27 protein-coding genes are annotated in these 23,930 nt (G+C 71.9%); 6 read left to right on the top strand and 21 right to left on the bottom strand.

Features of this window, described 5'->3' with window-relative positions; all coding sequences use genetic code 11:
- Nucleotides 1-177: 177 nt before the first annotated feature.
- Together D1350_RS03010 and D1350_RS24275 are read left to right on the top strand one after the other, a co-directional pair.
- The gene (locus D1350_RS03010; protein WP_240643835.1) at nt 178-1,029 is read left to right on the top strand and encodes an NAD-dependent epimerase/dehydratase family protein; all 852 of its coding nucleotides are present in this window, start codon (nt 178-180) and stop codon (nt 1,027-1,029) included.
- Nucleotides 948-1,208 (top strand): hypothetical protein, encoded by a 261-nt coding sequence (locus D1350_RS24275; RefSeq protein WP_240643834.1) that lies wholly within the window; start codon nt 948-950, stop codon nt 1,206-1,208. Before D1350_RS03010 ends, D1350_RS24275 begins: the two co-directional genes overlap by 82 nt.
- A 19-nt stretch (nt 1,209-1,227) precedes the next feature.
- Here the strand turns inward: D1350_RS24275 and D1350_RS03005 are convergent, their stop codons facing one another.
- The 5 genes from D1350_RS03005 to D1350_RS02985 all read right to left on the bottom strand — a co-directional run bounded on the left by D1350_RS03005 (nt 1,228) and on the right by D1350_RS02985 (nt 6,600).
- Nucleotides 1,228-1,692 (bottom strand): hemerythrin domain-containing protein, encoded by a 465-nt coding sequence (locus D1350_RS03005; protein WP_125773653.1) that lies wholly within the window; start codon nt 1,690-1,692, stop codon nt 1,228-1,230.
- 25 nt (nt 1,693-1,717) lie between these two features.
- Entirely contained in the window at nt 1,718-2,374 is a 657-nt protein-coding gene (locus tag D1350_RS03000) for a response regulator transcription factor (RefSeq protein WP_125773651.1), read from the bottom strand.
- Nucleotides 2,371-3,642: a sensor histidine kinase gene (locus D1350_RS02995; RefSeq protein ID WP_125773649.1), complete on the bottom strand. Its 1,272-nt coding sequence runs from the start codon at nt 3,640-3,642 to the stop codon at nt 2,371-2,373. The genes D1350_RS03000 and D1350_RS02995 overlap by 4 nt, the downstream gene beginning before the upstream one ends.
- Before the next feature lie 24 nt (nt 3,643-3,666).
- Nucleotides 3,667-4,770 carry a hypothetical protein gene (locus tag D1350_RS02990; protein ID WP_125773648.1) on the bottom strand — a complete coding sequence of 368 codons (1,104 nt, stop codon included), beginning with the start codon at nt 4,768-4,770 and terminating at the stop codon, nt 3,667-3,669.
- Between the two features lie 114 nt (nt 4,771-4,884).
- Nucleotides 4,885-6,600 carry a bifunctional ADP-dependent NAD(P)H-hydrate dehydratase/NAD(P)H-hydrate epimerase gene (locus tag D1350_RS02985; protein ID WP_125773646.1) on the bottom strand — a complete coding sequence of 572 codons (1,716 nt, stop codon included), beginning with the start codon at nt 6,598-6,600 and terminating at the stop codon, nt 4,885-4,887.
- An 89-nt stretch (nt 6,601-6,689) separates the two neighbouring features.
- Between D1350_RS02985 and D1350_RS02980 the strand changes: the two genes are divergently transcribed.
- Entirely contained in the window at nt 6,690-7,721 is a 1,032-nt protein-coding gene (locus D1350_RS02980) for an LLM class F420-dependent oxidoreductase (RefSeq protein ID WP_125773644.1), read from the top strand.
- Nucleotides 7,722-7,757: 36 nt separating this feature from the next.
- On the opposite strand, the gene D1350_RS02975 is transcribed toward D1350_RS02980, so the two are convergent.
- Both D1350_RS02975 and glmS read right to left on the bottom strand, forming a co-directional pair.
- On the bottom strand, nt 7,758-8,108 hold the full coding sequence (locus D1350_RS02975; RefSeq protein ID WP_125773642.1) for a holo-ACP synthase: 351 nt from the start codon (nt 8,106-8,108) through the stop codon (nt 7,758-7,760).
- A gap of 34 nt (nt 8,109-8,142) precedes the next feature.
- A complete protein-coding gene (gene glmS, locus D1350_RS02970; protein WP_125773640.1) occupies nt 8,143-10,032 on the bottom strand; it encodes a glutamine--fructose-6-phosphate transaminase (isomerizing) in 1,890 nt (629 codons plus the stop codon).
- 70 nt (nt 10,033-10,102) lie between these two features.
- Between glmS and coaA the strand changes: the two genes are divergently transcribed.
- Nucleotides 10,103-11,095 (top strand): type I pantothenate kinase, encoded by a 993-nt coding sequence (gene coaA / locus D1350_RS02965; RefSeq protein WP_125773638.1) that lies wholly within the window; start codon nt 10,103-10,105, stop codon nt 11,093-11,095.
- Here the strand turns inward: coaA and D1350_RS02960 are convergent.
- The 4 genes from D1350_RS02960 to rplM all read right to left on the bottom strand — a co-directional run bounded on the left by D1350_RS02960 (nt 11,092) and on the right by rplM (nt 14,630).
- The gene (locus D1350_RS02960) at nt 11,092-11,940 is read right to left on the bottom strand and encodes a DedA family protein (protein ID WP_125773636.1); all 849 of its coding nucleotides are present in this window, start codon (nt 11,938-11,940) and stop codon (nt 11,092-11,094) included. The two genes, coaA and D1350_RS02960, sit on opposite strands and share 4 nt — an antisense overlap.
- 156 nt (nt 11,941-12,096) lie before the next feature.
- Entirely contained in the window at nt 12,097-13,458 is a 1,362-nt protein-coding gene (gene glmM / locus D1350_RS02955; RefSeq protein ID WP_125773634.1) for a phosphoglucosamine mutase, read from the bottom strand.
- A gap of 203 nt (nt 13,459-13,661) precedes the next feature.
- The gene (gene rpsI, locus D1350_RS02950; protein WP_125773632.1) at nt 13,662-14,147 is read right to left on the bottom strand and encodes a 30S ribosomal protein S9; all 486 of its coding nucleotides are present in this window, start codon (nt 14,145-14,147) and stop codon (nt 13,662-13,664) included.
- A 33-nt stretch (nt 14,148-14,180) separates the two neighbouring features.
- Nucleotides 14,181-14,630, bottom strand: coding sequence for a 50S ribosomal protein L13 (rplM, locus tag D1350_RS02945; protein WP_125773630.1), 450 nt, complete (start codon nt 14,628-14,630; stop codon nt 14,181-14,183).
- Nucleotides 14,631-15,060: 430 nt separating this feature from the next.
- Between rplM and D1350_RS02940 the strand changes: the two genes are divergently transcribed.
- Complete coding sequence (locus tag D1350_RS02940) at nt 15,061-15,474, top strand: DUF5709 domain-containing protein (protein ID WP_125773628.1); 414 nt, start codon at nt 15,061-15,063, stop codon at nt 15,472-15,474.
- Between the two features lie 201 nt (nt 15,475-15,675).
- Here the strand turns inward: D1350_RS02940 and D1350_RS02935 are convergent, their stop codons facing one another.
- A complete protein-coding gene (locus tag D1350_RS02935) occupies nt 15,676-16,581 on the bottom strand; it encodes a tRNA pseudouridine synthase A (RefSeq protein ID WP_420807792.1) in 906 nt (301 codons plus the stop codon).
- Nucleotides 16,582-16,618: 37 nt separating this feature from the next.
- Between D1350_RS02935 and D1350_RS02930 the strand changes: the two genes are divergently transcribed.
- Entirely contained in the window at nt 16,619-17,380 is a 762-nt protein-coding gene (locus D1350_RS02930) for an ROK family protein (protein ID WP_125773624.1), read from the top strand.
- A gap of 94 nt (nt 17,381-17,474) precedes the next feature.
- On the opposite strand, the gene rplQ is transcribed toward D1350_RS02930, so the two are convergent.
- From rplQ to secY, 9 genes are all read right to left on the bottom strand, one after another.
- Nucleotides 17,475-18,008 (bottom strand): 50S ribosomal protein L17, encoded by a 534-nt coding sequence (rplQ, locus tag D1350_RS02925; RefSeq protein ID WP_125773622.1) that lies wholly within the window; start codon nt 18,006-18,008, stop codon nt 17,475-17,477.
- Nucleotides 18,009-18,061: 53 nt separating this feature from the next.
- Nucleotides 18,062-19,072 carry a DNA-directed RNA polymerase subunit alpha gene (locus D1350_RS02920; protein WP_125773620.1) on the bottom strand — a complete coding sequence of 337 codons (1,011 nt, stop codon included), beginning with the start codon at nt 19,070-19,072 and terminating at the stop codon, nt 18,062-18,064.
- 186 nt (nt 19,073-19,258) lie between these two features.
- Complete coding sequence (rpsK, locus tag D1350_RS02915; RefSeq protein WP_125773618.1) at nt 19,259-19,663, bottom strand: 30S ribosomal protein S11; 405 nt, start codon at nt 19,661-19,663, stop codon at nt 19,259-19,261.
- A 65-nt stretch (nt 19,664-19,728) separates the two neighbouring features.
- A complete protein-coding gene (gene rpsM / locus D1350_RS02910; protein ID WP_125773617.1) occupies nt 19,729-20,103 on the bottom strand; it encodes a 30S ribosomal protein S13 in 375 nt (124 codons plus the stop codon).
- Nucleotides 20,104-20,264: 161 nt separating this feature from the next.
- Nucleotides 20,265-20,378 carry a 50S ribosomal protein L36 gene (rpmJ, locus tag D1350_RS02905; RefSeq protein ID WP_009740505.1) on the bottom strand — a complete coding sequence of 38 codons (114 nt, stop codon included), beginning with the start codon at nt 20,376-20,378 and terminating at the stop codon, nt 20,265-20,267.
- A gap of 128 nt (nt 20,379-20,506) precedes the next feature.
- Nucleotides 20,507-20,728 carry a translation initiation factor IF-1 gene (gene infA, locus D1350_RS02900; protein ID WP_024286981.1) on the bottom strand — a complete coding sequence of 74 codons (222 nt, stop codon included), beginning with the start codon at nt 20,726-20,728 and terminating at the stop codon, nt 20,507-20,509.
- 276 nt (nt 20,729-21,004) lie between these two features.
- Nucleotides 21,005-21,895, bottom strand: a complete 891-nt coding sequence (locus D1350_RS02895; protein WP_125773615.1) for a type I methionyl aminopeptidase — start codon at nt 21,893-21,895, stop codon at nt 21,005-21,007.
- A 2-nt stretch (nt 21,896-21,897) separates the two neighbouring features.
- Nucleotides 21,898-22,455 (bottom strand): adenylate kinase, encoded by a 558-nt coding sequence (locus tag D1350_RS02890; protein WP_125774009.1) that lies wholly within the window; start codon nt 22,453-22,455, stop codon nt 21,898-21,900.
- A gap of 86 nt (nt 22,456-22,541) precedes the next feature.
- Nucleotides 22,542-23,837: a preprotein translocase subunit SecY gene (gene secY, locus D1350_RS02885; protein WP_125773613.1), complete on the bottom strand. Its 1,296-nt coding sequence runs from the start codon at nt 23,835-23,837 to the stop codon at nt 22,542-22,544.
- Nucleotides 23,838-23,930: the final 93 nt, after the last annotated feature.

Below are 23,930 nucleotides of genomic sequence, written 5' to 3'. Positions count from 1 at the left end.
CGCTCGGACGTGACGCTGCCCACACTCGGCCCGGGGCGACGGCCGGCAGTAGTCGCGACACGGATCGTCGAAACCATCTAATCCAGGGCCGATCTTCGTAGGTTTATCAGATTCACTGCGGGTTCCAGCACCGTGGGCGGCCCGCTCATGTCTGGGCCGCAGGCCTAGGATCGGCGGATGCGTCGAGCAGTCATCCTTGGTGGGACAGGCCTGGTGGGGCGGGCGGTGGCTCGGCGACTGCTCCGGGCGGGGTGGAGGGTGGACCTCACCGGCCGCGACGTGGCCCGCATCCCGGCCGACCTCGCGGCCTCGGGCGCGGTCTTCCACACGGCGGAGAGGTCCGACGACGCGGCCACCGCCCGCCTGCTCGGCGACGGTGCGGACCTGCTCGTCGACTGCCTGTGCTTCACCGCCGCAGACGCACGCAGCCTGCTGCCGTTGCTGCCGGACGTCTCGTCCACGGTCATGGTGTCGAGCAAGGCGGTCTACGTCGACGCCGCGGGCAACCATGTGAACTCCCCGGTCAAGCCGCGGTTCGACGGACCCGTACGCGAGGACACGCCCACCGTGGCGCCCGACCTGAGCGGTGACTTCGACTCCCCGGCCGGCTACGGCGCCAACAAGGTCGCCGCCGAGCAGGAGCTCCTCGGGTCCGGCCACCCGGTCACCGTGCTCCGCGCGTCGAAGGTCCACGGCGAGGGCGCCGCTCCGGCGCGGGAGTGGGTGTTCGTCCGGCGCGCGCTCGACGGGCGGCGGACCCTCCTCCTCGCCGACCGGGGCCGCGGCGTCGACCACCCGACCGCCGCTGCCAACCTGGCCGCCGTGGTGGAGGTCGTGGCGGAACGGCCCGCCGCCCGGGTGCTCAACAGCGCCGACCCCGACGCGCCGGACGCGCCCGCACGATCGCCCGGACCATCGCCGGGCTCCTGGGCCACTCCTGGGACGAGGTGCTGCTCGACGAGCCGGCCTCCACCACCGACATCGGCAGGACACCCTGGAGCACGCCGACGCCGATCGTCCTCGACCTGAGGGCGGCGCGGTCCCTGGGATACGTCCCGGCGGGGACGTACGCCGAGACGGTCCGCGAGACCGTCGACTGGCTGGTCCGCACCCAGGCCGAGCAGCGCGCGCTCGACCACCCGTTCTTCGGCGGCCGCTTCGACTACGCCGCCGAGGACCTGTACCTGGCGGCCCGGGCGTCCGCGTGACAGCGCGGCACCGTCCCCGTCAGCCCAGCGGGCCGAACAGCTCCGTCCGGTCCAGGTCCTCACGGGCCGTCGCGTCGAGCACCCGAACAAGCATCTTCTCCTCGTACCGGAAGTGGGTCTCCATGATGGCGTCGATCCCGTCGAGGTGACGCAGCAGGTCGTCGGCCGGGAGACCGGACGTGATCGCCCGGTCGAGGTCACCGAGCAGGTGGTCCAGCACGTTGTGGTCCTGCTTCAGCGCCGAGACGACGGGGCCAAGGTCGGGACGCTCGGCGAGGACCACCTCGAAGAGGTTCCGGTCCTCGCTGCGGTGATGACCGGTCAGTGCCGCGCAGAAACCCCGGCAGAACAGCCGGAGCTCCCGGGCCGCCTCGGGCGTGACGCCGCCGTCGAGCACCGCCGCACGCGCCACCTCGAGGGCGTCGCGGAGCCGCTCGTGCACGGCCGTCAGCTCCTGGCCCCAGGCCACCACTCGCTCGTCCATCGCGGCCACCCTAGCGGGCCACCGCTCACACCTCGACGAGGCCCGTCCGGTACGCGGTCACCACCGCCTGGGTGCGGTCCCGGGCGCCGAGCTTCCCGAGCACGGAGGCCACGTGCGTGCGGACCGTCTCCAGCCCGACGACGAGCTCGGCGGCGATCTCCGCGTTCGTCATGCCCTGCGCCACGAGCCCGAGCACCTCGGACTCGCGAGGCGTCAGCGGCGGGCCCGCGTAGCGGGCGGCGGCGCCTCGCCCGCCGCGCACCAGGGAACGGACGGCCTCGGGGAAGAGCAGGCTCTGCCCGACGGCGACGGTGCGCACCGCCTGCACGATCTCGTCGGCGCTCGCCCGCTTGAGCAGGAAGCCCGACGCGCCCACCGTGAGGGCGTCCAGCACGTAGTCGTCGTGCTCGAAGGTGGTCACCACGAGCACCTTCGGCGGGTCGGGGAGCCGGAGGACCAGCTCGGTGGCGCGGAGGCCGTCGACGCCGGGCATGCGCACGTCCATGCAGACGACGTCGGGCCGCAGGCGGCGCGCCTGGGCCACCGCCTCCGACCCGTCGGCCGCCTCGCCCACCACCTCCAGGTCGGGCTCGCTGTCGAGGATGAGCCGGAGACCCCCTCGGACGAGGGGCTCGTCGTCCGCGATCACGACGGTCACAGGCCTCCCGCTCTCCGCGGTCATCGGTCCTCCTCCGGTGTGGTTCCCGGGGCGAGCCGGGGCAGGGTCACGCGGACGGTCCAGCGGTCGCCGTCGGGCCCGGCGAAGACCGTGCCGCCGAACAGTGACACACGCTCGCGGACCCCCGCCAGCCCGCGACCGCCGGAGCGGCCCCCCGCGCGTTCCCGCCACGGTCTCGACCACCCCGCGCCGCCCGGGAGCGGGTTCGTGACCTCCACGCGGACCTCCTCGTCCGTGTGCCCGACGACGAGCCGGACCGGGCCCGCTCCCCCGTGCCGGTGCGCGTTGGCGAGCGCCTCGGCGACGATCCTGTCGACGGTGCGGCGCAGGAGGGCGGGCAGCGCGGGGGGCGCGTCCACGGCCGCCTCGACCTCGAGCCCGGCCCGGCGGTGCGCGGCGACGATCCCGTCGAGGTCGACGACGGTCGCGAGGTCGGCGCGCGACCCGGCCGTCGGGCGGCCGTCGGACCCCCCGCCGTCCCGGTCCTCCCGCAGCACGGCGAGCAGTTCGTCGAGCTCGGTGAGCGCGCCGCGGGCGGTGTCCTCGATCGCCGCGAGCGCCTCGCCGACGAGAGCGGGGTCGCGTCCGGCGACGCGCCGCCCGGCGGCGGCCTGGACGCTGATGATCGTCAGGGCGTGCCCGATCCCGTCGTGGAGCTCGCGGGCGAGCCGGGTGTGCTCGGCCTCGCGGCCCGCCCGGTCGAGCGCGACCTCGAGCCGGTCGTGGGCGGTGGGCCCGAGGGCCCGTCCGGCGAGGCGGGCGGCGAGCATCCCGGTCGGCCACGCGACGAGCGCCAGGCCCAGGCCGACGGCGGCGCTCACCACCACCCGGACGACGGCCTCCGCCGCGCTCGACGGAGCAGGCAGGGTCGAGCCGATGGTGCTGCCGGTGAACGCCTCCACGGCCACGAGCACCGCGTAGGGGACCCCGGCGAAGATCGCCGCCGCCACGAGGAGGCCTGCGACCTGGTGGAACAGCACCCAGGCGGCGGTCTGCGCGCGGTGCACGAGCCGGGTACGGCGCGGTACGACGAGCTCGGCACCCGTGTCGAGCATGGACCGCGCGGCGGTGACCTCGAGCTCGCGCGCCCCGGGGACGAGCCCCAGGGCGGCACCGGCCAGGACGGTCACGACCGCGACGAGCCACACCGGCGCCTCACGGAGGACGGACTGGACGACGGTCACGCCGAGCAGCACCAGAGCGAGCCCGATGGCAGCGCCCAGCATGAGCCAGGCGGACCTGTGGACCAGGCGGCGGAGCGTGCTCGGCATGCCGTCATCCTCTCTCACTGCTGGTCAGGCAGCCGACGTCACGCGCGGGATCTCGGGCAGCGAGCCGTCGACACCTCGGCGGTGCGCCACGTAGCCCCAGACCGCGAGGGCGAGCATCGGGCCCCAGAACCAGCAGGGGAACAGGACCGCCGAAGCAAGGGTCTGGACCACGCCGTCGGACGGGATCATGGTCAGCAGCGGCACAGCGGAGAAGGTGAGCACCGCAGCGATGGCACCGCCGGGCACGGCGGCCGCCGCGACGGGGACGGTCCTTCCGGCCAGACCGGGCATCCATCGCGGGAACACCTCGCCCCAGGGACGGATGAGACCGAGCGTCAGCGCGAAGCCGAGCCAGGCGCCGCTCGAGAGGACCACGCCCCAGATGCGGGTGGGCAGGTCGTCAATGACCCCCTGGCCGAACATCGGCCAGGGAGAGAGCCACGTGAGCCGGATCAGCGCGTACGGCAGCGGGCCGCAGGCAGCGGCGATCGTGATGGCGACGCGGTGACGCACCACCCAGGCGGTCGCCCGCTCGAGGGGCTGCGATCCGGAGAGCGCCGTCGACGCGGTGGCCGCCCAGGCGGCCCCGACACCGACCAGCAGGAGGGTGGCACCAATGTTGGGCAGCTCGCGGACGAGCGCCGGAGTGAGCTCCCCGAAGAGTCCCACGAGCGAGTCGCGCCCGACGACCACGCCGACCACGAGGAGCAGGAGGGCCGGCACACCGGCCGTCCAGCGTGCCACCGGGTACCGGCGCACCACCTGGACCAGCATGACGACGACCGCCACCGGCATGGCCATCGCGACCAGGTAGCCGACGGTAGAGAGGGTGCTGAGGCCCGCCAGGGCGAACCCGAACACGAGCACCTCGGCAACGGCCGTGACGACGACCGCTCGGCGGGGCAGGGCACCGGCCAGGGCCGCGACGCCGGCGGCCAGACCGACGAGGGCGGCGACGGTGTGCAGCACGTTCGCGGCGGTGGCCCCCGCGAGGGTGCCGACGACGGAGTGCATCGGGTCGGCGTAGTAGCCGGCCAAGGAGCCGAGGAGCCAGACGACGCCGAGCACGGCGGCGACTCCGCTGAGCGCTGTCGCGCCGATCAGCGCGAGGCGGTTGGGGCGGTCCATGAGAGATCCTTTCGTCACAGGGGCTGGTGTCTCCAACCCTCCTGGAACGCCGCCTCCCGCCCCTCCCCCGTGCGGGGGAACCCGCACCCCGCTCGGGGGATCTTCCACCCCTGGTCAGACCCCTGCGAGCACCTCGGCGATCGCCGTCGGGAGCGCCTCGGCGACGTCGAGCGCCACGATGGGGCCTTCTCCTCCGCCGCCCGCCTTCCGCGCCGCGATCCACCCGGCGCGCCCGTGCACGAGGGCCGCGGCGGCGGCGAGCTCGGCCGCGAGCGCCGGCCGGGCCAGCACCTCGTCGCAGCGTGCGGCCAGGAGGGTCCCGAGGAGACCGGCGAACACGTCGCCCGTGCCCGCGGTGGCGAGCCACGCGGGCCCGTCGGCCTGGGCGAAGGTGCCGCCCGGGCCGACCACGACGGTGACCGACCCCTTGAGGAGCACCGTCGCCCCGGTCGCCTCGTGCGCGACGCGCACCCAGCGCAGCGGCTCCGCCTCGACGGCGGCCCGGTCGGCGTCGTGGCCCACCCGCGTGAGCAGCGCCGCGAGCTCGCCCGCGTGCGGGGTCAGCACGACGAAGGCGGGGCACCGGTGCTCGAGCAGGTCGATCGCCCCGGCGTCGAGCACGGCGGGGACCGCTCCGCCGGTCACGTCCGCGGACAGCACACCGGTGACGGCCGCGAGCGCCCCGAAGACGCGCCGGTGCTGACCGTCGTCGTCGCCCTCGGCCGGGATGCCCGGGCCGAGCACCCACGACTGGACGCGGCCTCCGGCGGTCACGACCTCGGGTCGGCGGGCGAGCACGAGGTCGCTCACCGGTGCGGGCCCGAGGTAGCGCACCATGCCCGCCCCGGCGCGCACCGCGGCGGACGTGGCGAGGACGCCCGCGCCCGGGTAGGCCGCCGTCCCGGCGACGACGCCCACCACACCCCGCGTGTACTTGTGGTCGCGCGGCCCCGGGACCCGCAGCAGGGCGGCGGCGTCGCCACCATCGAGCGTCTTCACGCTGCCCGACGACGACGCGCCCCGCCCGGGCGCACCGGCCGTTCCGGGGCGGCGCGCACCCAGGCGCAGGCCCAGGTCGACGACCTCCACCTCGCCCGCGAGGTGCACCGCGGGCGGCAGCACGAGGCCCGGCTTGAGCGCGCCGAAGGTCACCGTCCGGTCAGCGGGCAGCACCGGGCCGGGCAGAGTGCCGTCGTCGACCCCGATGCCGCTGGGGATGTCCACCGCGACGACCCAGGGCCAGCCGGCGCCGGACGACTCGGCCTCCCGCCGCGCGTCGGCGAGCGCACGGACGAGCCCGCCCGCGGGCGGGCGGAGGGCGCCGCGGGACCCGATGCCGACCAGGCCGTCGACCACCACGTCGCTCTCGCGGACCTGCTCCACGACGGCGGGCACCCGCGTCTCGTACAGGCCGACGACCGTGCCGCCGGCCGCCCGGAACGCCGCCAGCCCTTCCTCGTGGGCCGACGGCGTGACGACCACGGCCGTCACGGCCAGGCCCCGCCGGACGAGGTGGGCCCCGGCGAACAGCGTGTCACCACCGTTGTTCCCCGAGCCGACGAGGAGGACGGCCCGGGCTCCGCGCGCAGCGTCGCGAGCGCCACCCGACGGGCGCACGGCCCGGACCGTGGCCTCGCCCGGCAGCCCGTCCGTGCCGAGCCCGCCACGAAGGCGAGGTGGCCGCGCGGGGCGAGCCGGGCGACGTCGGGCGACGTCCCGGACCACGGCCGCAGCGAGCGCGTGCGCCGCCCGAGCCATCAGCGGATCACCGGCGGCGAGGAGGGGCTCCTCTGCCGCGCGCACGTCGGATGCAGTCCACGCCTGGATCATGGGGACATGATGCCCCTTCCGGCGGCGCTCGTCGGACGACTGGTGGATGAACCCCGCAGCGGGACGTGCCCCGCGGCTAGGCTCGGGACATGCGATTCGGACTCTTCATTCCTCAGGGCTGGCGGATGGACCTCGTGGGCATCGCCCCGGAGAAGCACTGGGAGACCATGCTCGGGCTCCTGCACCACGCGGACAACGCTGCCGCGGGCGAGCCGATCCCGGGCGGGAGCTTTGCGTGGGAGAGCGTGTGGGTCTACGACCACTTCCACACGGTGCCGCAGGTGACGACCGAGGCCACCCACGAGGCGTGGACCCTGATGGCGGCGTTCGCCGCGGCGTCGCAGCGCGTCCGCCTGGGCCAGATGTGCACGTGCATGGCGTACCGCGAGCCCGCGTACCTGGCCAAGGTCGCCTCGACGGCCGACATCATCTCCGGCGGCCGCATGGAGATGGGCATCGGCGCCGGCTGGTACGAGCACGAGTGGCGCGCGTACGGCCACGGGTTCCCGTCGGCCGGCGAGCGCCTCCGCGCGCTCGACGAGGGCGTGCAGATCATGGCGCAGATGTGGCGCGAGGGTTCGGCCACGTTCGACGGCAAGCGCTACCAGGTCGACGGCGCGCGCTGCTACCCGCAGCCGCTGCAGCAGCTGGACGGGCGCCCGTCCATCCCCCTGTGGATCGCGGGCGGCGGCGAGAAGAAGACGCTGCGCATCGCGGCGCAGTGGGCGCAGTACACCAACTTCGACGGCTCGCCGGAGGGCTTCACGCACAAGTCCGGGATCCTGGAGCAGCACTGCCAGGACGTCGGCCGCGACTTCGGGGAGATCACCCGCACGGCCGACTACAACGTGGTCATCGGCGAGACCGAGAAGGACGTCGCCGACAAGCTGGCCTGGATCGAGTCGCACCTGCGGAAATGGGCACCCGAGCGGGCCGAGCAGGAGATCGCCGGGTCGTGGCGCAACGCCTACCTGTCGGGCACGCCCGAGCAGCTGGTGGAGAAGCTGCAGGCGATGCGGGCACGCGGGATGGGCTACGCCATCACGTACTTCCTGGAGGCCGCGTACGACCGGTCCGGCATCGAGCTGTTCGGCCGCCAGGTGATCCCGGCGCTCCAGTAGCTGGTCCGCGAGGGCTGGGCCGCCCCGTGGGGCGGCTCAGCCCTCGGCCACCACCATGGCCGACGCGATGCCGGCGTCGTGCGAGATCGACAGGTGCCACGACCGGACGCCCAGCTCGGCAGCCCGGGCGGCGACCGTCCCCCGGAGCTCGACCTCGGGCGGACCGCCGATGACCCGGTGGACCGTGGCGTCGTGCCACCGCATGTTGCCGGGAGCCCCGAGCGCCTTCGCGATGGCCTCCTTGGCAGCGAACCGGGCGGCGAGCGACGAGGCCGGCATGTCCCGCTCCACCTCGGTGAACAGCTTCTCGCGGAGCCGGGGCGTGCGTTCCAGGGTGGCCATGAACCGGTCGACGTCAACCACGTCGATGCCCACGCCGATGATCATGGGCTCACCCTACGCACCGCCCCGGCCGCGCGGCTCACTCCACCGTGACGGACTTGGCCAGGTTGCGCGGCTGGTCCACGTCCAGGCCCTTGGCGGTGGCCAGCGCCATCGCGAAGATCTGGAGCGGCACCACGGCCAGCAGCGGCTGGAGCAGCGTGGGCGCCTGCGGGATCCAGAAGATCTCGTCCGCGTACTTGCGCACCTCGTCGTCGCCGTCCTCGGCGATCACGAGCGTGCGGGCACCGCGGGCGCGGATCTCCTGGATGTTCGACACCACCTTGGAGTGGAGCGAGTCGCGCCCACGGGGCGACGGGACCACCACGAACACCGGCTGGCCCTCGTCGATCAGCGCGATGGGGCCGTGCTTGAGCTCACCGGCGGCGAAGCCCTCGGCGTGGATGTAGGCGAGCTCCTTGAGCTTGAGCGCCCCCTCGAGGGCGACGGGGAAGCCCACGTGCCGGCCGAGGAACAGCACCGACGACGCGTCGCGCATCGAGCGGGCCGTGGCACGCACGTACTCGCCCCGCTCGATGACCGTCTGGATCTTGCGCGGCATGTCACGCAGCTCGTCGAGGATCGCGGAGATCTCGTCGGGGAACTTGTTGCCGCGCAGCTGCGCCAGGTAGAGGCCCAGGAGGTAGGCGGCGGTGATCTGGGCGAGGAACGCCTTCGTCGAGGCGACCGCGATCTCGGGTCCCGCGTGGGTGTAGAGCACCGCGTCGGACTCGCGCGGGATCGTCGACCCGTGGGTGTTCACGATCGAGATCACCTTGGCGCCCTGCTCGCGGGCGTGCCGCACGGCCATGAGCGTGTCCATGGTCTCGCCGGACTGCGTGACCGCCACGACGAGCGTCTTCTCGTCCACGATCGGGTCGCGGTAGCGGAACTCGTGCGCCAGCTCGACCTCGACCGGGATGCGGCACCAGTGCTCGATGGCGTACTTCGCGACGTGGCCGGAGTAGGCGGCGGTGCCGCAGGCGACCACGATGATCTTGTTCACCGCGCGCAGGAGCGACTCGTCGATCCGCAGGTCGTCGAGCACGAGGTTCCCCGACGCGTCGGTGCGGCCCAGGAGCGTGTCCCCGACCGCGTGCGGCTGGTCGTGGATCTCCTTGTCCATGAAGGAGTCGAAACCGCCCTTCTCGGCGGCCTCGGCGTCCCAGTCCACCGTGAAGCGCTTGGCCTCGGCGGGGTTGCCGTCGAAGTCGGTCACGGCCACCGAGGTGGGCGTGATCGTGACGATCTGGTCCTGGCCGAGCTCGAGCGCCTCGTGCGTGTGCGCGATGAACGCGGCGACGTCCGAGCCGAGGAAGTTCTCGCCCTCGCCCAGCCCGACCACGAGCGGCGAGTCGTGCCGCGCGCCCACGACGGTGTCGGGGACGTCGGCGTGCACGGCGAGCAGGGTAAAGGTGCCGTGGAGCCGGCGGGCGGCGACGCCCATCGCGGCGGTGAGGTTGCCGGTCTCCCGGTAGGCCTTGGCGATGAGCTGCGCCGCGACCTCCGTGTCGGTCTCGGAGTGGAACGTCACGCCGTCGGCGAGGAGCTCCTGCTTCAGGAGGGCGAAGTTCTCGACGATGCCGTTGTGGATGACGGCGAGCCGGTCGCCGTCGGCGAGGTGCGGGTGCGCGTTGGTGTCCGTGGGGCCGCCGTGCGTGGCCCAGCGGGTGTGACCGATCGCCGCCGTCGCGTCAGGCAGCGGATGAAGGTCCACCTCCTCGATGAGGTTCGCCAGCTTGCCCGCCTTCTTGGCGGTGGCCACCCGCTCGAACCCGGGCGCGACGAGCGCGACGCCCGCGGAGTCGTACCCCCGGTACTCCAGCCGGCGAAGGCCCTCGAGCGCGACGTCCAACGGCGTACGCGACGGCGTCGCGACGCCACCGGCCGCGCCCTGACCTAGACCTGTATATCCGACGATCCCACACATGCGGCAGAGTCTAGCCGGGTGCCTGCCACCGCCCCATGACGCAGGACACAGCGCCACGTACGGCAGAATCATGCAGGTGGTCTCCCAGTTCTCCGGCACGGACGTCGGCGAGCACCTCCTGTCCCTCGCCCCGGCGTCCCCGTACGTGGACCTCGACCGGGCGGCATGGAGCAAGCTCTCCGCGTCCACGCCCCTCCCGCTGACCGACGATGACGTCACCCGCCTGCGCGGCCTCGGCGACCCGATCGACCTCGCCGAGGTCGACGCGGTGTACCGCCCGCTGTCGCGCCTGCTCAACCTGTACGTGAACGCGACGACGAGCCTCCACGAGGCCACGTCGACGTTCCTGCGCGAGGACCCGCCCCGCACCCCGTACGTGATCGGCGTCGCCGGTTCCGTCGCCGTCGGCAAGTCGACGACCGCCCGCGTGCTGCGGGAGATGCTGGCCCGCTGGCCCGAGACGCCCCGCGTCGAGCTGGTCACCACGGACGGCTTCCTCTACCCGAACGCCGAGCTCTCCCGGCGCGGGCTCATGGAGCGCAAGGGCTTCCCCGAGTCGTACGACCGGCGTGCGCTGATCCGCTTCCTGTCCCGCATCAAGGCCGGGCAGTCGGAGGTCCGGGCGCCCGTGTACTCGCACGTCTCCTACGACATCGTCCCGGGCGAGGAGGTCGTGGTGCGCAAGCCGGACGTCCTGATCGTCGAGGGTCTCAACGTGCTGCAGCCGGCGCGCCCGAGCGCCGTGGACGAGACGACCGTCGCGGTCAGCGACTTCTTCGACTTCTCGATCTACGTCGACGCCCGGACCCGCAACATCCGGCAGTGGTACGTCGACCGCTTTCTCGAGCTCCGCCGCACGGCCTTCACGCGGCCGGAGTCGTACTTCCGCCGCTACGCCGACCTCACGGACGAGCAGGCGACCGCACGCGCTCTCTCCATCTGGGAGTCCATCAACGCCCCGAACCTGGAGCACAACATCCTCCCCACCCGGGGGCGGGCCACGCTGGTCCTCACCAAGGGCTCGGACCACACGGTGCAGCGGGTGCGGCTCCGCAAGCTCTAGCCGGCCGCGAGGTCCCCGCCGCTTGTGCCCGACGCCGGACCGTCGCCCCTCGTGGGCACGGGCACGCGGGCGCCGGCCGCGGCGTCCGATGTGCCGGCCGCGGCGTCCGGTGTGCCGGCCGCGGCGTCCGGTGTGCCGACGGCGGCTTCGGCCTGGTCCTCGGCGTCGGGCGTGTCCTGGGCGTCGCGCTGGTCGGCCTCGGGCTGGTCGCCGTCCGGCGTGCCCTGGCGCCGGGAGAGCCGCATGACGACCTTGTCGACCACGAAGCCGAGCGAGACGCCGAGGACGACCCCGAACACGATCGCCAGCAGCGTGTTCTCGTGGCCCAGCCACTCGGCGGCGACCAGACCGATCAGCATGGAGTAGATGGCCCACATGACGGCGGCCACGGCGGCGATGCCGACGAAGCGCCTGCGCGGGAAGCCGACGGCCCCAGCGGTCATGTTCACGGCCACGCGGCCGATCGGGATGTAGCGGGCAGCGAGGATGAACGACGCGGCTCGCCGGGACAAGGCCCGCTCCGCCCACGCGACAGCCTTGCGCCCGCGCGGCCCCCGGAGGAAGGGGACGCGCTCCGTGCCGATCGCCCGGCCGATGTGGTACGCGATGATGTCGCCGACCCAGGCACCCGCCGCGGCCATGAGGAGCACGAGCGGCAGGATCGGTGTCCCCGTCGTGTGCGCCGTGACGGTGAGGGTGATGACGACGGACTCGCTGGGGAGCGGTGGGAAGAACCCGTCGATCGTCGCGAAACCGAACATGGCCGGGTACACCCACGGCGACGCCGCCAGGGCGAGGATCCAGGACTCGATCGAGCCCAGGAAGACGGTCAGCGGTTCGAGCACGAGACCTCGGTTCGTCAGCCCCCGGGACAACGGGGAAGGGAGGTGACACCTGCGGGTGCCGTCGGCTCAAGCGTACGCATCGGGGCACCCTGAGAGTCACCAGGGTCATCCCCTGGATCCCCCCGGGTATCGACGTGCCGTCAACCCCCCCGCGACCTAGAGCGCGAGCCGCTCCCGCACCACGCCGGCCAGCTCCTCCGCGACAGCATCCGCCTCTACCTGGGTGGTGGCCTCCACCATGACCCGGACGAGCGGCTCGGTGCCCGACGGACGGAGGAGGACGCGGCCGGTCTCGCCGAGGCGCGCCTCTGCCTCGGCGACCGCAGACTTCACCCCCACGTCGGATCCCGCGCGCCCCTTGTCGACACCCTTGACGTTCACGAGGGTCTGCGGCAGCCGTGGCACGTCCGTGGCGAGGTCCGCGAGGCGACGGCCTGCCGCCTTCACGCGGGCGGCCAGATGCAGGGCGCAGAGCACCCCGTCGCCGGTGGTCGCGTAGTCGGCGAGGATGATGTGACCGGACTGCTCCCCACCGAGCCCGTACCCGTGCGCCCGCATCTCCTCGAGCACGTACCGGTCGCCCACCGCGGTCTGGATCGTCCGGATCCCCTGCTCCCGCATCGACAGGACCAGGCCCAGGTTGCTCATCACGGTCACGACGAGCGTGTCCTGCGGGAGCCGCCCCTCGGCCTTGAGGCCCTGCGCGAGGATGCCCAGGATCTGGTCCCCGTCCACCAGCGCGCCGGTGTGGTCGACGGCGATGCAGCGGTCGGCGTCACCGTCGAAGGCGACGCCGAAGTCTGCCTCTGACGCCACGACGACGGCCTGCAGCTGCTCCGGGTACGTGGAACCGCACTTCTCGTTGATGTTGCGTCCGTCGGGGCTGGCGTTGATGACCACCACGTCGGCGCCGGCAGCCCGCAGAGCGAGCGGGCCCACGTCGCTCGCGGCGCCGTTGGCGCAGTCCACGGCGATCCGGAGGCCCTCCAGCGGACGGGCGTCGGGAGTGGTACCGACGCTCGCCGTGAGGTGGTTGACGTACGACGCGGCCGCGACGCCCGCGTCGCTACGGATCCGTCCGACCGAGGCACCGACGGGCCGGTCCCACTGCTCGTAGAGGCGTGCCTCGATCTCGTCCTCCAGCTCGTCGTCGAGCTTGAGGCCGCCGCGCGCGAAGAACTTGATGCCGTTGTCGGGCATCGGGTTGTGCGACGCCGACACCATGACGCCCAGGTCGGCGCCCAGGTCGCTCACCAGGAACGCGAGGGCCGGGGTGGGCAGCACGTCGAGGACGACCACGTCGACGCCCGCGGACGCGAGGCCCGCGGCGACAGAACCGGAGAGGAACTCACCAGAGGCGCGCGGGTCGCGGCCGACGATCGCGCGCGGACGGTGGCCCGGCTGGACCGCCGAGGTGAGGACCCGAGCCGCCGCGCTGCCCAGCGCGAGCGCAAGCTCCGCCGTGACGTCCTGGTTGGCGAGCCCGCGTACACCGTCCGTGCCGAACAGCCTGCCCATGCGTGTCCTCCTTGTGGGTGATGCCAGGGGCCCGAGGCCCGGCCCGCGCGGCGCCATCAGGGCACCGCGGGGCGATCCTGCTCACGGTAGCGGGCGAGCGGGTGAATCAGAAACAGCCGGCCGTGAACACAGGACGGCCCCGCCGGACAGAGTCCGACGGGGCCACCTGTGCGGAACGGTCTCTCGCAGAGCGAGAGGACCGATCAGCGCTTGCTGTACTGCGGAGCCTTGCGAGCCTTCTTGAGACCGGCCTTCTTGCGCTCCACGACGCGAGCGTCGCGGGTGAGGAAGCCGGCCTTCTTGAGCGCCGCGCGGTTCGACTCGGAGTCGATCGCGATGAGCGCACGAGCGACGCCCAGGCGCAGCGCGCCGGCCTGGCCGGACGAGCCACCACCCGTGATGCGGGCGATGACGTCGAAGCGACCCTCGACCTCGACCAGGTTCAGCGGGGAGTTGACCAGCTGCTGGTGCACCTTGTTGGGGAAGTAGTCCTCAAGGGTGCGGCCGTTGATCTTCCAGGTGCCGGTGCCGGGGACGAGGCGCACACGCGCCACGGCCTCCTTGCGGCGCCCGAGGGCCTGGCCCGGGGCGGTGATCGACTGACCGCGCGTTGCAGGGGCGGCAGTCTCGGATGTGTAGGTGCTGGGCGTCTCGTCGTCCAGCTCGATGTCGACGGTGGTCTCGGCCACTTGGTGTCCTTCGCGTTACGTCTAGCAGAGGCCTCAGGCCTGCTGCGAAACCTGGGTGATCTCGAACGGCTTGGGCTGCTGCGCGGCGTGCGGGTGCTCGGCACCCGCATACACCTTGAGCTTGGCGATCTGGCCGCGACCGAGGGACGTCTTCGGCAGCATGCCGCGGACGGCCTTCTCGATGGCCTTGCGCGGGCTCTTCTCCAGCAGCTCGCCGTAAGGGATGGAACGCAGACCGCCCGGGAAGCCGGAGTGGCGAATGGCCATCTTGGCCTCGCGCTTGTTGCCGCTCAGGGCGACCTTCTCCGCGTTGATGACGATGACGAAGTCGCCGCCGTCGACGTGCGGAGCGAAGGTCGGCTTGTGCTTCCCGCGCAGGAGGGTGGCGACCTGGGTGGCCAGACGGCCCAGGACGACGTCGGTCGCGTCGACGACATACCAGTCACGCTGGATGTCGCCGGGCTTCGGGGTGTACGTACGCACGGTTCGTAACCTTTTCGTGTTTGGTGTCGTCGGGCGAGAAGCGGCGCCCGAAGTCGGTTGTTGTGCGCGGGGCCTCCGGTGACGACCGGGCCAGACGCCGGCACGCGAGTGGGCGCACTGCCGAGCGCAGGACGTCGGAGGGATAGCACAACGACTCACCACAATACCTGCCACTGGGGATGACGGTCAAAGCGGAGCGCATCACACGGCCGTCGCGATGGTCACACCCGGATGACGGGCGGGCGGCGGCGCACCAGCGCCCCCGCCCGCCCGAGCGCCCCCGCGCCCCTGTTCATCCCCGTCGCACCCCTCTGCGATGCCTGGAGGTTACCCGCACCTTCCGGGTGCGCAACCCTTGCCTGTGATACGCGGAGCCCGCCCCTGCGCACCGCGGGTAGCGTCTCCGGGCGGGCAGTGCCACGGTAGGGGGATGACAGCCGACACCCCAGCGACGTCGCCGGACCCGGAGACCGGGGCCGAGGGCGACACGAACCAGCTGCAGAACGACGACACGCTGCTCGACCGCGGCGGCGACGACGTGCTCAACGAGGGCTACTCGCCCCCGGAGCGCCCGCGCTCCAACCACTGGGGCGAGACCCCGTGGGAGGAGGTCCATGGCGAGCCCTTGGACCGGCGCCTTGCCGAGGAGGAGCCGGACTACTGGGAGCAGGACCCGCTGGGCCGCCCCGACACCACACGGGCGGGCCGCCTGGTCGCCGACTCCGACGCGGACCCGGGCGAGGACGGCGCGCGCGAGAACGACCTGTACGGGGACGACGCCGGGATCGACGGCGCCGGGGCGAGCGCGGAGGAGGCAGCGGTCCACTGGGTCGAGGAGCCGTGACCGTGACGCAGCGCAGGGTGGGGGCCGAGGGACGAGGCACCCGCCCGGAGCGGAGTGCAGGTCACGGCGACTCATGAACAGAGAGCCGTGACCGTGACGCAGCGCAGGGTGGGGGCCGAGGGACGAGGCACCCGCCCGGAGCGGAGTGCAGGTCACGACGACTCATGAACAGAGAGCCGTGACCGCAACGCCCAGCGCGCCTCACCTCTCTCGCAACGGGATCTCCCACACGTCCTCGTCCATCCGCTTGGCACGGACCTGGTCCGCGCGTTCCGCGAGCTCCGCGTCGCTGGGGTAGCTGATCGCCTCGAGCACGAGCCCGTGCGGAGGCACCACCTTCGCCCGAGCGTCACGGCGGCGCGAGGCGAGCAGCTCGGCCGGCCAGCCGACGTGCTGCCTTCCCTCCCCCACGGCGATCGACGCGCCGACGAGCGCCCGGACCATGTTGTGGCAGAACGCGTCGGCGCGGACGTGCGCGACGACAAGTCCGGCGTCCGGCCCCGCCGTGGGCCGCTCCCAGGTCATCTCCTGCAGCTCCCGGATGGTCGTCGCACCGGGCCGCGGCTTGCAGTACGCGGCGAAGTCCCGTACGCCACGCAGGGGTGCCATGGCCGCGGCCATCGCCGCGGGATCGAGCTGGCGCCGGTTCCACAGCACGTGGGCGCGCCGGAGCGGGTCACGCAGCGTGGGATCGTCGGCGATGCGGTACGTGTAGCTCCGGTGGAGCGCGGAGAACCGCGCGTCGAACCCGACGGGTGCGGGAGTCGCACGGTGGACCACCACGTCGGCGTCGAGCAGGCCGGCCAGGCGCGTCACGAGCGCGTCGCCGGGCTCGCGGCCGGATCGTCCGGGGAGCCCCCGCCAGCGTTCGAGCGGGACGTCCACGTGCGCCACCTGCCCGCGGGCGTGGACGCCGGCGTCGGTGCGGCCTGCGACCGTCAGGCGAGGCTCCGGAAGGCCCAGGGGCTCCGTCCGCAGGATGATCGCCAGGGCCTCCTCGAGGGCTCCCTGGACGGTGCGCAGGACCGGCTGCCGCGCCCAGCCGGCGAATCGGGTGCCCTCGTAGGCCAGGTCGAGTCGTACGCGGACGGTCGGGGTGTCGCTCACGCCGTACATTCTCCCAGCCCCGACCTACAGTGACGGCATGGACGACACCCTGACGCTGGCGGTGGACTGCGGGGGCGGCGGTATCAAGGCCGCGGTGCTCGACGCGGCGGGAACAGCCCATGCGAACCCGGTGCGGGTCCCTACGCCGTACCCCCTGCCGCCCGAGCTCCTCGTCGACACCATCGCCCGGATCGCCGCGGAGCTGCCTGACGCGCGCAGGGCCACCGTGGGCATGCCCGGCATGATCCGGCGGGGCGTGGTGGTGCACACGCCGCACTACATCACGCGGTCCGGCCCGCGGTCCCGGGTCGACCCCGCGCTGCAGGCCGCGTGGCACAGCTTCGACATGCAGGCCGCCGTGTCCGCACGCCTGGGCCTCCCCGCGCTGGTGCTGAACGACGCCGAGGTGCACGGCGCGGGCGTGGTCGCGGCGTCCGGGCTGGAGCTCGTCCTCACCCTCGGCACCGGCCTCGGGTCGGCGCTCTTCCACGGTGGCCGGCTGGCGCCGCACCTCGAGTGGTCGCACGCCCCCGTGCGGCGAAGCCTCACGTACGACCAGTACATCGGCGAGCCCGAACGTCGTCGGCTCGGCGACGCGCTCTGGTCCCGCCGGGTGATCACCGTGGTGGAGGGCCTTCGGCCCGTCTTTCTCTGGGACCGCCTCTACGTCGGCGGCGGCAACTCGCGCCGGATCACGCCGTCGGTCCTCGCGCGGCTCGGGGACGACGTCGTCGTCGTGCCCAACTCCGCCGCCCTCGTCGGCGGGGCGCGTGCCTGGGACCTGCCCAGCGCCCTCTGACGCGCCTGGCCGGGTCCTCGCACGCGAGAGGGCCCCGGTCCCGCCCGAAGGCGGGACCGGGGCCCTCACTACGTCAGCCCGGTGAAGGGGAGGCTCAGGCCTCCTTCTTCTCCTCGGCCTCGGCGGCGGGCGCGTCCTCGGCGGGGGCGTCCTCGACCGGGGCGTCCTCGACGACGTCCTCAACCGGGGCGGCCTTGGCCTTCGCCGGCTTCTTGGCGGCCTTCTCGGTCGCCTTGGCGGCCTCGCGGACAACGGCCTGCTTGGGGCTCACGGGCTCGGTGATGAGCTCGATGACCGCCATGGGGGCGTTGTCACCCTTGCGGGTGCCGACCCTGGTGATGCGCGTGTAGCCACCGTTGCGCTCGGCCATGGCCGGGGCGATCTCGGTGAACAGCGTGTGCACCACGCCCTTGTCACGCACGACCGTCAGGACGCGACGGCGGGCGTGCAGGTCGCCACGCTTGGCGAACGTGATGAGACGCTCGGCCAGCGGGCGGAGGCGCTTGGCCTTGGTCTCCGTGGTGGTGATGCGGCCGTGCTCGAAGAGCGCCGTGGACAGGTTCGCGAGAATCAGACGCTCGTGAGCCGGGCCACCGCCGAGCCGCGGACCCTTGGTGGGGGTAGGCATTGCTTGTGCTCCTTAGAAGTGGTTCCGCGCGCCCGCAGGGCGGGCGCGGGACGTCAGAACTGCTCGTCGCTGTACGCGGCCTCGTCGTCGGCCTCGAAGTACTGGGCGCCGGACGGATCGAAGTCCAGCGGCGAGTCCTTCAGGCTCAGACCGAGCTCGGCGAGCTTCTCCTTGACCTCGGTGATCGACTTGGCACCGAAGTTGCGGATGTCGAGCAGGTCCGCCTCGCTGCGCGCCACGAGCTCACCCACCTGGTGGATGCCCTCGCGCTTGAGGCAGTTGTACGAACGGATCGTGAGGTTGAGCTCCTCGATCGGCAGCGCCAGGTCCGCGGCCAGCGCGGTGTCCGTCGGCGACGGGCCGATCTCGATGCCCTCGGCCTCGACGTTCAGCTCACGGGCGAGCCCGAAGAGCTCGACGAGCGTCTTGCCGGCCGAGGCGAGCGCGTCACGAGGCGTGATCGCCTGCTTGGACTCGACATCGACGACGAGCTTGTCGAAGTCGGTGCGCTGCTCGACTCGGGTGGCCTCGACCTTGTAGGTGACCTTGAGGACGGGCGAGTAGATCGAGTCGACCGGGATGCGGCCGATCTCCGCGTCGAACTGCTTGTTCTGCGCGGCGGACACGTACCCACGGCCTCGCTCGACGGTCAGCTCGATCTCGAGCTTGCCCTTCTCGTTGAGCGTGGCGATGTGCAGGTCGGGGTTGTGCACCTCGACGCCCGCCGGCGGAACGATGTCCGCGGCGGTCACGGCACCAGCACCCTGCTTGCGCAGGTACATCACGACCGGCTCGTCGTTCTCCGAGGAGACCACGAGGTTCTTCACGTTGAGGATGATCTCGGTGACGTCCTCCTTCACACCCGGCACGGTGGAGAACTCGTGGAGCACCCCGTCGATACGGATGGAGGTCACGGCCGCGCCCGGGATGGACGACAGCAGCGTGCGACGCAGGGAGTTGCCGAGCGTGTAGCCGAAGCCAGGCTCGAGCGGCTCGATGGAGAAGCGCGAACGGTTCTCCGAGATGACCTCTTCGGTCAGCGTGGGGCGCTGTGCGATGAGCACTGTGGGTGTCCTTTCAGTGTGCGTCCGCTATATGACGCATCACGGCATGCGATCTCTCGCGGCCCGGACGGATCTCTGTCCCCGACCGGGCAAGCTGCCCACCGGCGAGCGGTGAGCGACGTTCCGCGGTCGGGATGCGCCCCCGGAGCCCTCAGGCTCCGCAGGCGCATCCCGGCGCAGAAGGAATCAGACGCGGCGACGCTTCGGGGGGCGGCAGCCGTTGTGGGCCTGGGGCGTCACGTCCTGGATCGAGCCGACCTCGAGGCCGGTCGCCTGGAGCGAGCGGATCGCGGTCTCGCGACCCGAACCCGGGCCCTTGACGAAGACGTCGACCTTCTTGACGCCGTGCTCCTGGGCGCGACGCGCGGCCGACTCGGCAGCGAGCTGCGCGGCGTACGGCGTCGACTTACGGGAGCCCTTGAAGCCGACGTGGCCGGCGGACGCCCATGCGATGACGGCACCCGACGGGTCCGTGATCGACACGATCGTGTTGTTGAAGGTGCTCTTGATGTGCGCCTGGCCGAGCGGGACGTTCTTCTTGTCCTTGCGGCGCGGCTTGCGGCCGGCGACTGCGCGAGTCTTGGGAGGCATGTGCTTGTGTTCTCCTGGTCTGATCGGACCGGGGCGGGCTCAGTGGCCCGCACCACGGACTGCGGTCAGCGGGCCTTCTTCTTGCCCGCGACGGTGCGCTTGGGACCCTTGCGGGTACGCGCGTTGGTCTTGGTGCGCTGACCGCGCACCGGCAGCCCGCGGCGGTGACGCAGACCCTGGTAGGTGCCGATCTCGACCTTGCGGCGGATGTCGGCCGCGACCTCACGACGGAGGTCACCCTCGAGCTTGAAGCTCGTCTCGAGGTAGTCGCGGAGCGCGACGAGCTCGGCGTCGCCGAGGTCCTTCACGCGCAGGTCCGGGCTGACCCCGGTCGCGGCCAGCGTCTGCTGGGCGCGAGTACGGCCGACGCCGTAGATGTAGGTGAGCGCAACCTCGAGTCGCTTGTCGCGAGGGAGGTCGACGCCGATAAGACGTGCCATGTGCCTTCCGGCTCCTGTTTCTCGTCGGAGGTCTACCGCACCGCTCTCCCGCGTTTCCGCGGGCCCCGGCCTCCGAGCCGGGGGTTCCCCTCTCCCTGACGGGAGAGGTTCGTAGTGGTGCGCTCTGTGGTGGCTGACGCCACCGGGTGATCAGGGTGCGATCAGCCCTGGCGCTGCTTGTGGCGCAGGTTCTCGCAGATCACCATGACGCGACCGTGCCGGCGGATCACCTTGCACTTGTCGCAGATCTTCTTGACGCTCGGCTTGACCTTCATGGAATCCTCCACCTACCACCGGCCCGGTCATCCGGTCCGAAGGCGGCAGTGTCGTGGGTGGCGATCGCGTGGCGGGCCCGGCGGCAGCCCGAAGGCTTCCGACGGCAGCACCCCGGATCGGGGACTGACTACTTGTAGCGGTAGACGATCCGGCCGCGGGACAGGTCGTACGGGCTGAGCTCCACCACCACCCGGTCCTCAGGAAGGATCCGGATGTAGTGCTGGCGCATCTTGCCCGAGATGTGCGCGAGGACCCTGTGGCCGTTCGCCAGCTCAACGCGGAACATCGCGTTGGGGAGAGCCTCGACCACGCTGCCCTCGATCTCGATGACACCGTCCTTCTTTGCCATAATCCTCCGCTAACTCTCGTCTGGACTGCTCCCACGTCCGTTCGCGACACGCACCATGCGGCACGCGTCGGGTGGGACGTGGATGTCGTGTGTATCCACCGGTCGCCTGTGGCGGGCCGGGCCGGCGGAGCCTGAGCAGCGCGCAGATGCGGAGACACTCAGAAGCAACGACGGACGGTCGGACTACACCCAGCGATCTAGCCTACGTCATGACGACAACCATTCAAAGCGCAGCAGGCCGTGTCCGGGCTCGCCGGGCGCGTGAGAAGCGCCACGCTAGTCGAGCGACGCCACGGTGACACCGAGCTCCGCGAGACGAGCGGCCCCGCCGTCGGGCGCCGTCAGGACGACGATCCCGTCGTCGAGGACGGCGACGGAGTGCTCCCAGTGGGCCGCTCGGGACCCGTCGTCGGTGACGACGGTCCAGTCGTCCTCCAGGACGTGCGTCGCGTCGGTGCCCCGCGTGACCATCGGCTCGATCGCCAGGCACATGCCCGGGCGCAGCTTGGGGCCCGCGCTGCTCGTGCGGTAGTTGACCACGTCCGGCGGCTGGTGCATCGCGGTGCCGATGCCGTGACCGACGTAGCCCTCGACGATGCCCAGCTCGACGCCGGCGAGCTCGCCCGCCAGGTCCACAGCGGCCTCGACGGCGATGCCGACGTCGTTCAGGCGGCGGCCGCCCGCCAGGGCGGCGATGCCGGCCCACATGGCGGCCTCCGTGGCCCGGACGAGCGCCATGTCGGCGAGGTCCGCGCCCGCGGCGACCAGGCCGTCGTCGGACAGCCCGGAGAGGGGTAGAGCGCCCTCCTGGCCCAGGACGAAGCTCAGGGCGGAGTCGCCGTGCCAGCCCTCGACGACGGCGCCGCAGTCGACGGAGACGAGGTCGCCCACAGCGAGCACCCGGTCGCCCGGGATGCCGTGGATGACCTCGTCGTTGACCGACGTGCAGACCACGGCGGGGAAGCCGTGGTAGCCGAGGAAGGACGGCGTCGCGCCCGCGTCGGCGATCACCTTCGCGGCGACGGCGTCGAGGTCCGACGTCGTCATGCCGGGACGGGCTGCGGTGCGGACGGCGGACAGCGCGTCGGCGACCACGAGACCGGCCCGCCGCATGAGGCGGACCTGGTCCCGTGACTTGTACTCGATACGCTCCCGCCCGAAGACCATCGTCAGCCCAGCTGGGCCGCGAGGGACTTGACGATGCGCTCCGTGACCTCTTCGACCTCGCCGATGCCGTCGACCTGCACGAGGAGGTTGCGCTCCCCGTACGCCGCTGTCAGCGGGGCGGTCTGCTCGCCGTAGATGTCGAGCCGGCGCGCGATCGCGTCCTCCGTGTCGTCCTCGCGGCCCTCGAGCTCGGCGCGCTTGGCGAGACGGGCGAGCAGCTCGCCGCGGTCCGCGGTGAGCTCGATGACACCGTCCAGCTCCCAGCCGAGGTCACGGAGGATGGCGTCCAGCTCCGTCACCTGGGCGGCGTTGCGGGGGTACCCGTCGAGGATGAAGCCACTCTTGACGTCGTCCTGCGACAGACGGTCACGGACCATGTCGTTGGTGACGGAGTCCGGGACGAGCTCGCCCTTGTTGGTGTACTCCTGCGCGAGCTTGCCCAGCTCCGTCTCGCCCTTGATGTTGGCACGGAAGATGTCGCCCGTCGAGATCGCCACGATCTCGAACGTGTCGGCCAGACGGGCTGCCTGCGTGCCCTTGCCGGCACCCTGCGGGCCCATGATCACCAGACGGGTGATCCGGCCCTCGGGGCCGTGGGAGTGCAGGGCGCGGCGCGTCGCGGGCGTGGTGTTCACGGTGCTTTCGCTCAACGGAGGAATCCTTCGTAGTGGCGCTGCTGCAGCTGCGAGTCGATCTGCTTGACCGTCTCGAGACCGACGCCGACCACGATGAGGATCGAGCTGCCACCGAACGGCAGGTTCGTCGTCACGCCCAGGAGGACGAGCATCAGCGTCGGGATCAGCGCGACCAGCGCGAGGTACAGGGAACCGGCGGAGGTGATACGCGTGATGACGTAGTCGAGGTACTCCGCAGTGGGGCGGCCGGCGCGGATGCCGGGGATGAAGCCGCCGTACTTCTTCATGTTGTCCGCGACCTCGTCCGGGTTGAACGTGATCGACGTGTAGAAGAAGCAGAAGAAGATGATCATCAGCGTGTACAGCCCGATGTAGAGCGGCGACGCCGGGTCCACCAGGTTCCTGGAGATCCAGGCCACCCAGTCGGACGTGGGGTCGCCGAACTGCGCGGCGAGGCCCGGGATCGCCAGGATCGAGGCCGCGAAGATCACCGGGATGACGCCGGCCATGTTGATCTTGATCGGGATGTACGTGCTGGTGCCGCCGTACATGCGACGGCCCACCATGCGCTTCGCGTACTGGACCGGGATGCGGCGCTGCGACTGCTCGACGAAGACGACGAGGCCGACGACCAGCACGATCACCAGGACCATGAGGATGAAGTTGCGGACACCGTCCGGGCCGCCCGCGATGGACCACAGGGACGTGGGGAAGCTCGCGGCGATCGACGTGAAGATGAGCAGCGACATGCCGTTGCCGACACCGCGCTCGGTGATGAGCTCGCCGAGCCACATGACGAGGCCCGTACCGGCGGTCATGGTCACGATCATGAGGATCAGCGTGACGATGTCGTCGTTCGGGATCACCTCGACGGGGCACTGCGGGAACAGCATGCCCTGCCGCGCGGTCGTGATGACCGTCGTCGACTGGAGGATCGCGAGCCCGATCGTCAGGTAGCGCGTGTACTGCGTCAGCTTCGCGGTACCCGACTGGCCCTCCTTGTGCAGGGCCTCGAAGCGAGGGATCACCACACGCAGGAGCTGGATGATGATGCTCGCGGTGATGTAGGGCATGATCCCGAGCGCGAAGATCGAGAGCTGTAGCAGCGCACCGCCGCTGAACAGGTCAACCACGCCGAGCAGCGTGTTTTCCTCGCTCGAAGCGACACATTGCTGAACGTTGCCGTAATCAACCCCCGGCGTGGGGATGAACGACCCCACGCGGAAGATCGACATGATCGCGATCGTGAACAGCAGCTTGCGCCGCAGGTCTGGCGTCCGGAAAGCCCGGCCGAATGCGCTGAGCACCCTGTCCTCCTGGCCCGCCGAGGCGGGTTCTCGTGTCGCCGGTCGGATCCGGCGAGTCATGACGACGATCCTGGACCGCCGCAACCGTGCGTC

The sequence above is a fragment of the Antribacter gilvus genome (assembly GCF_003946865.1).
GTDB classification, from domain to species: Bacteria; Actinomycetota; Actinomycetes; order Actinomycetales; family Cellulomonadaceae; genus Antribacter; species Antribacter gilvus.
The sequence above is the reverse complement of the archived record's forward strand: the minus strand, read 5'-3'. Positions and strand labels throughout refer to the sequence as shown.

Coding starts and splice junctions, on each gene's coding strand:
- D1350_RS02975 (WP_125773642.1), bottom strand. CDS start 8,108: ATGATCATCGGCGTGGGCATCGACGTGGTTGACGTCGACCGGTTCATG.
- infA (WP_024286981.1), bottom strand. CDS start 20,728: ATGGCAAAGAAGGACGGTGTCATCGAGATCGAGGGCAGCGTGGTCGAG.
- D1350_RS02980 (WP_125773644.1), top strand. CDS start 6,690: ATGCGATTCGGACTCTTCATTCCTCAGGGCTGGCGGATGGACCTCGTG.
- rpsK (WP_125773618.1), bottom strand. CDS start 19,663: ATGCCTCCCAAGACTCGCGCAGTCGCCGGCCGCAAGCCGCGCCGCAAG.
- D1350_RS03000 (WP_125773651.1), bottom strand. CDS start 2,374: ATGACCGCGGAGAGCGGGAGGCCTGTGACCGTCGTGATCGCGGACGAC.
- rplQ (WP_125773622.1), bottom strand. CDS start 18,008: ATGCCTACCCCCACCAAGGGTCCGCGGCTCGGCGGTGGCCCGGCTCAC.
- D1350_RS03005 (WP_125773653.1), bottom strand. CDS start 1,692: ATGGACGAGCGAGTGGTGGCCTGGGGCCAGGAGCTGACGGCCGTGCAC.
- D1350_RS02890 (WP_125774009.1), bottom strand. CDS start 22,455: ATGGGCCCGCAGGGTGCCGGCAAGGGCACGCAGGCAGCCCGTCTGGCC.
- D1350_RS02895 (WP_125773615.1), bottom strand. CDS start 21,895: ATGGTCTTCGGGCGGGAGCGTATCGAGTACAAGTCACGGGACCAGGTC.
- D1350_RS02930 (WP_125773624.1), top strand. CDS start 16,619: ATGGACGACACCCTGACGCTGGCGGTGGACTGCGGGGGCGGCGGTATC.
- D1350_RS02995 (WP_125773649.1), bottom strand. CDS start 3,642: ATGCCGAGCACGCTCCGCCGCCTGGTCCACAGGTCCGCCTGGCTCATG.
- rpmJ (WP_009740505.1), bottom strand. CDS start 20,378: ATGAAGGTCAAGCCGAGCGTCAAGAAGATCTGCGACAAGTGCAAGGTG.
- D1350_RS02985 (WP_125773646.1), bottom strand. CDS start 6,600: ATGATCCAGGCGTGGACTGCATCCGACGTGCGCGCGGCAGAGGAGCCC.
- glmM (WP_125773634.1), bottom strand. CDS start 13,458: ATGGGCAGGCTGTTCGGCACGGACGGTGTACGCGGGCTCGCCAACCAG.
- D1350_RS02990 (WP_125773648.1), bottom strand. CDS start 4,770: ATGGACCGCCCCAACCGCCTCGCGCTGATCGGCGCGACAGCGCTCAGC.
- coaA (WP_125773638.1), top strand. CDS start 10,103: ATGCAGGTGGTCTCCCAGTTCTCCGGCACGGACGTCGGCGAGCACCTC.
- D1350_RS02940 (WP_125773628.1), top strand. CDS start 15,061: ATGACAGCCGACACCCCAGCGACGTCGCCGGACCCGGAGACCGGGGCC.
- glmS (WP_125773640.1), bottom strand. CDS start 10,032: ATGTGTGGGATCGTCGGATATACAGGTCTAGGTCAGGGCGCGGCCGGT.
- rpsM (WP_125773617.1), bottom strand. CDS start 20,103: ATGGCACGTCTTATCGGCGTCGACCTCCCTCGCGACAAGCGACTCGAG.
- D1350_RS03010 (WP_240643835.1), top strand. CDS start 178: ATGCGTCGAGCAGTCATCCTTGGTGGGACAGGCCTGGTGGGGCGGGCG.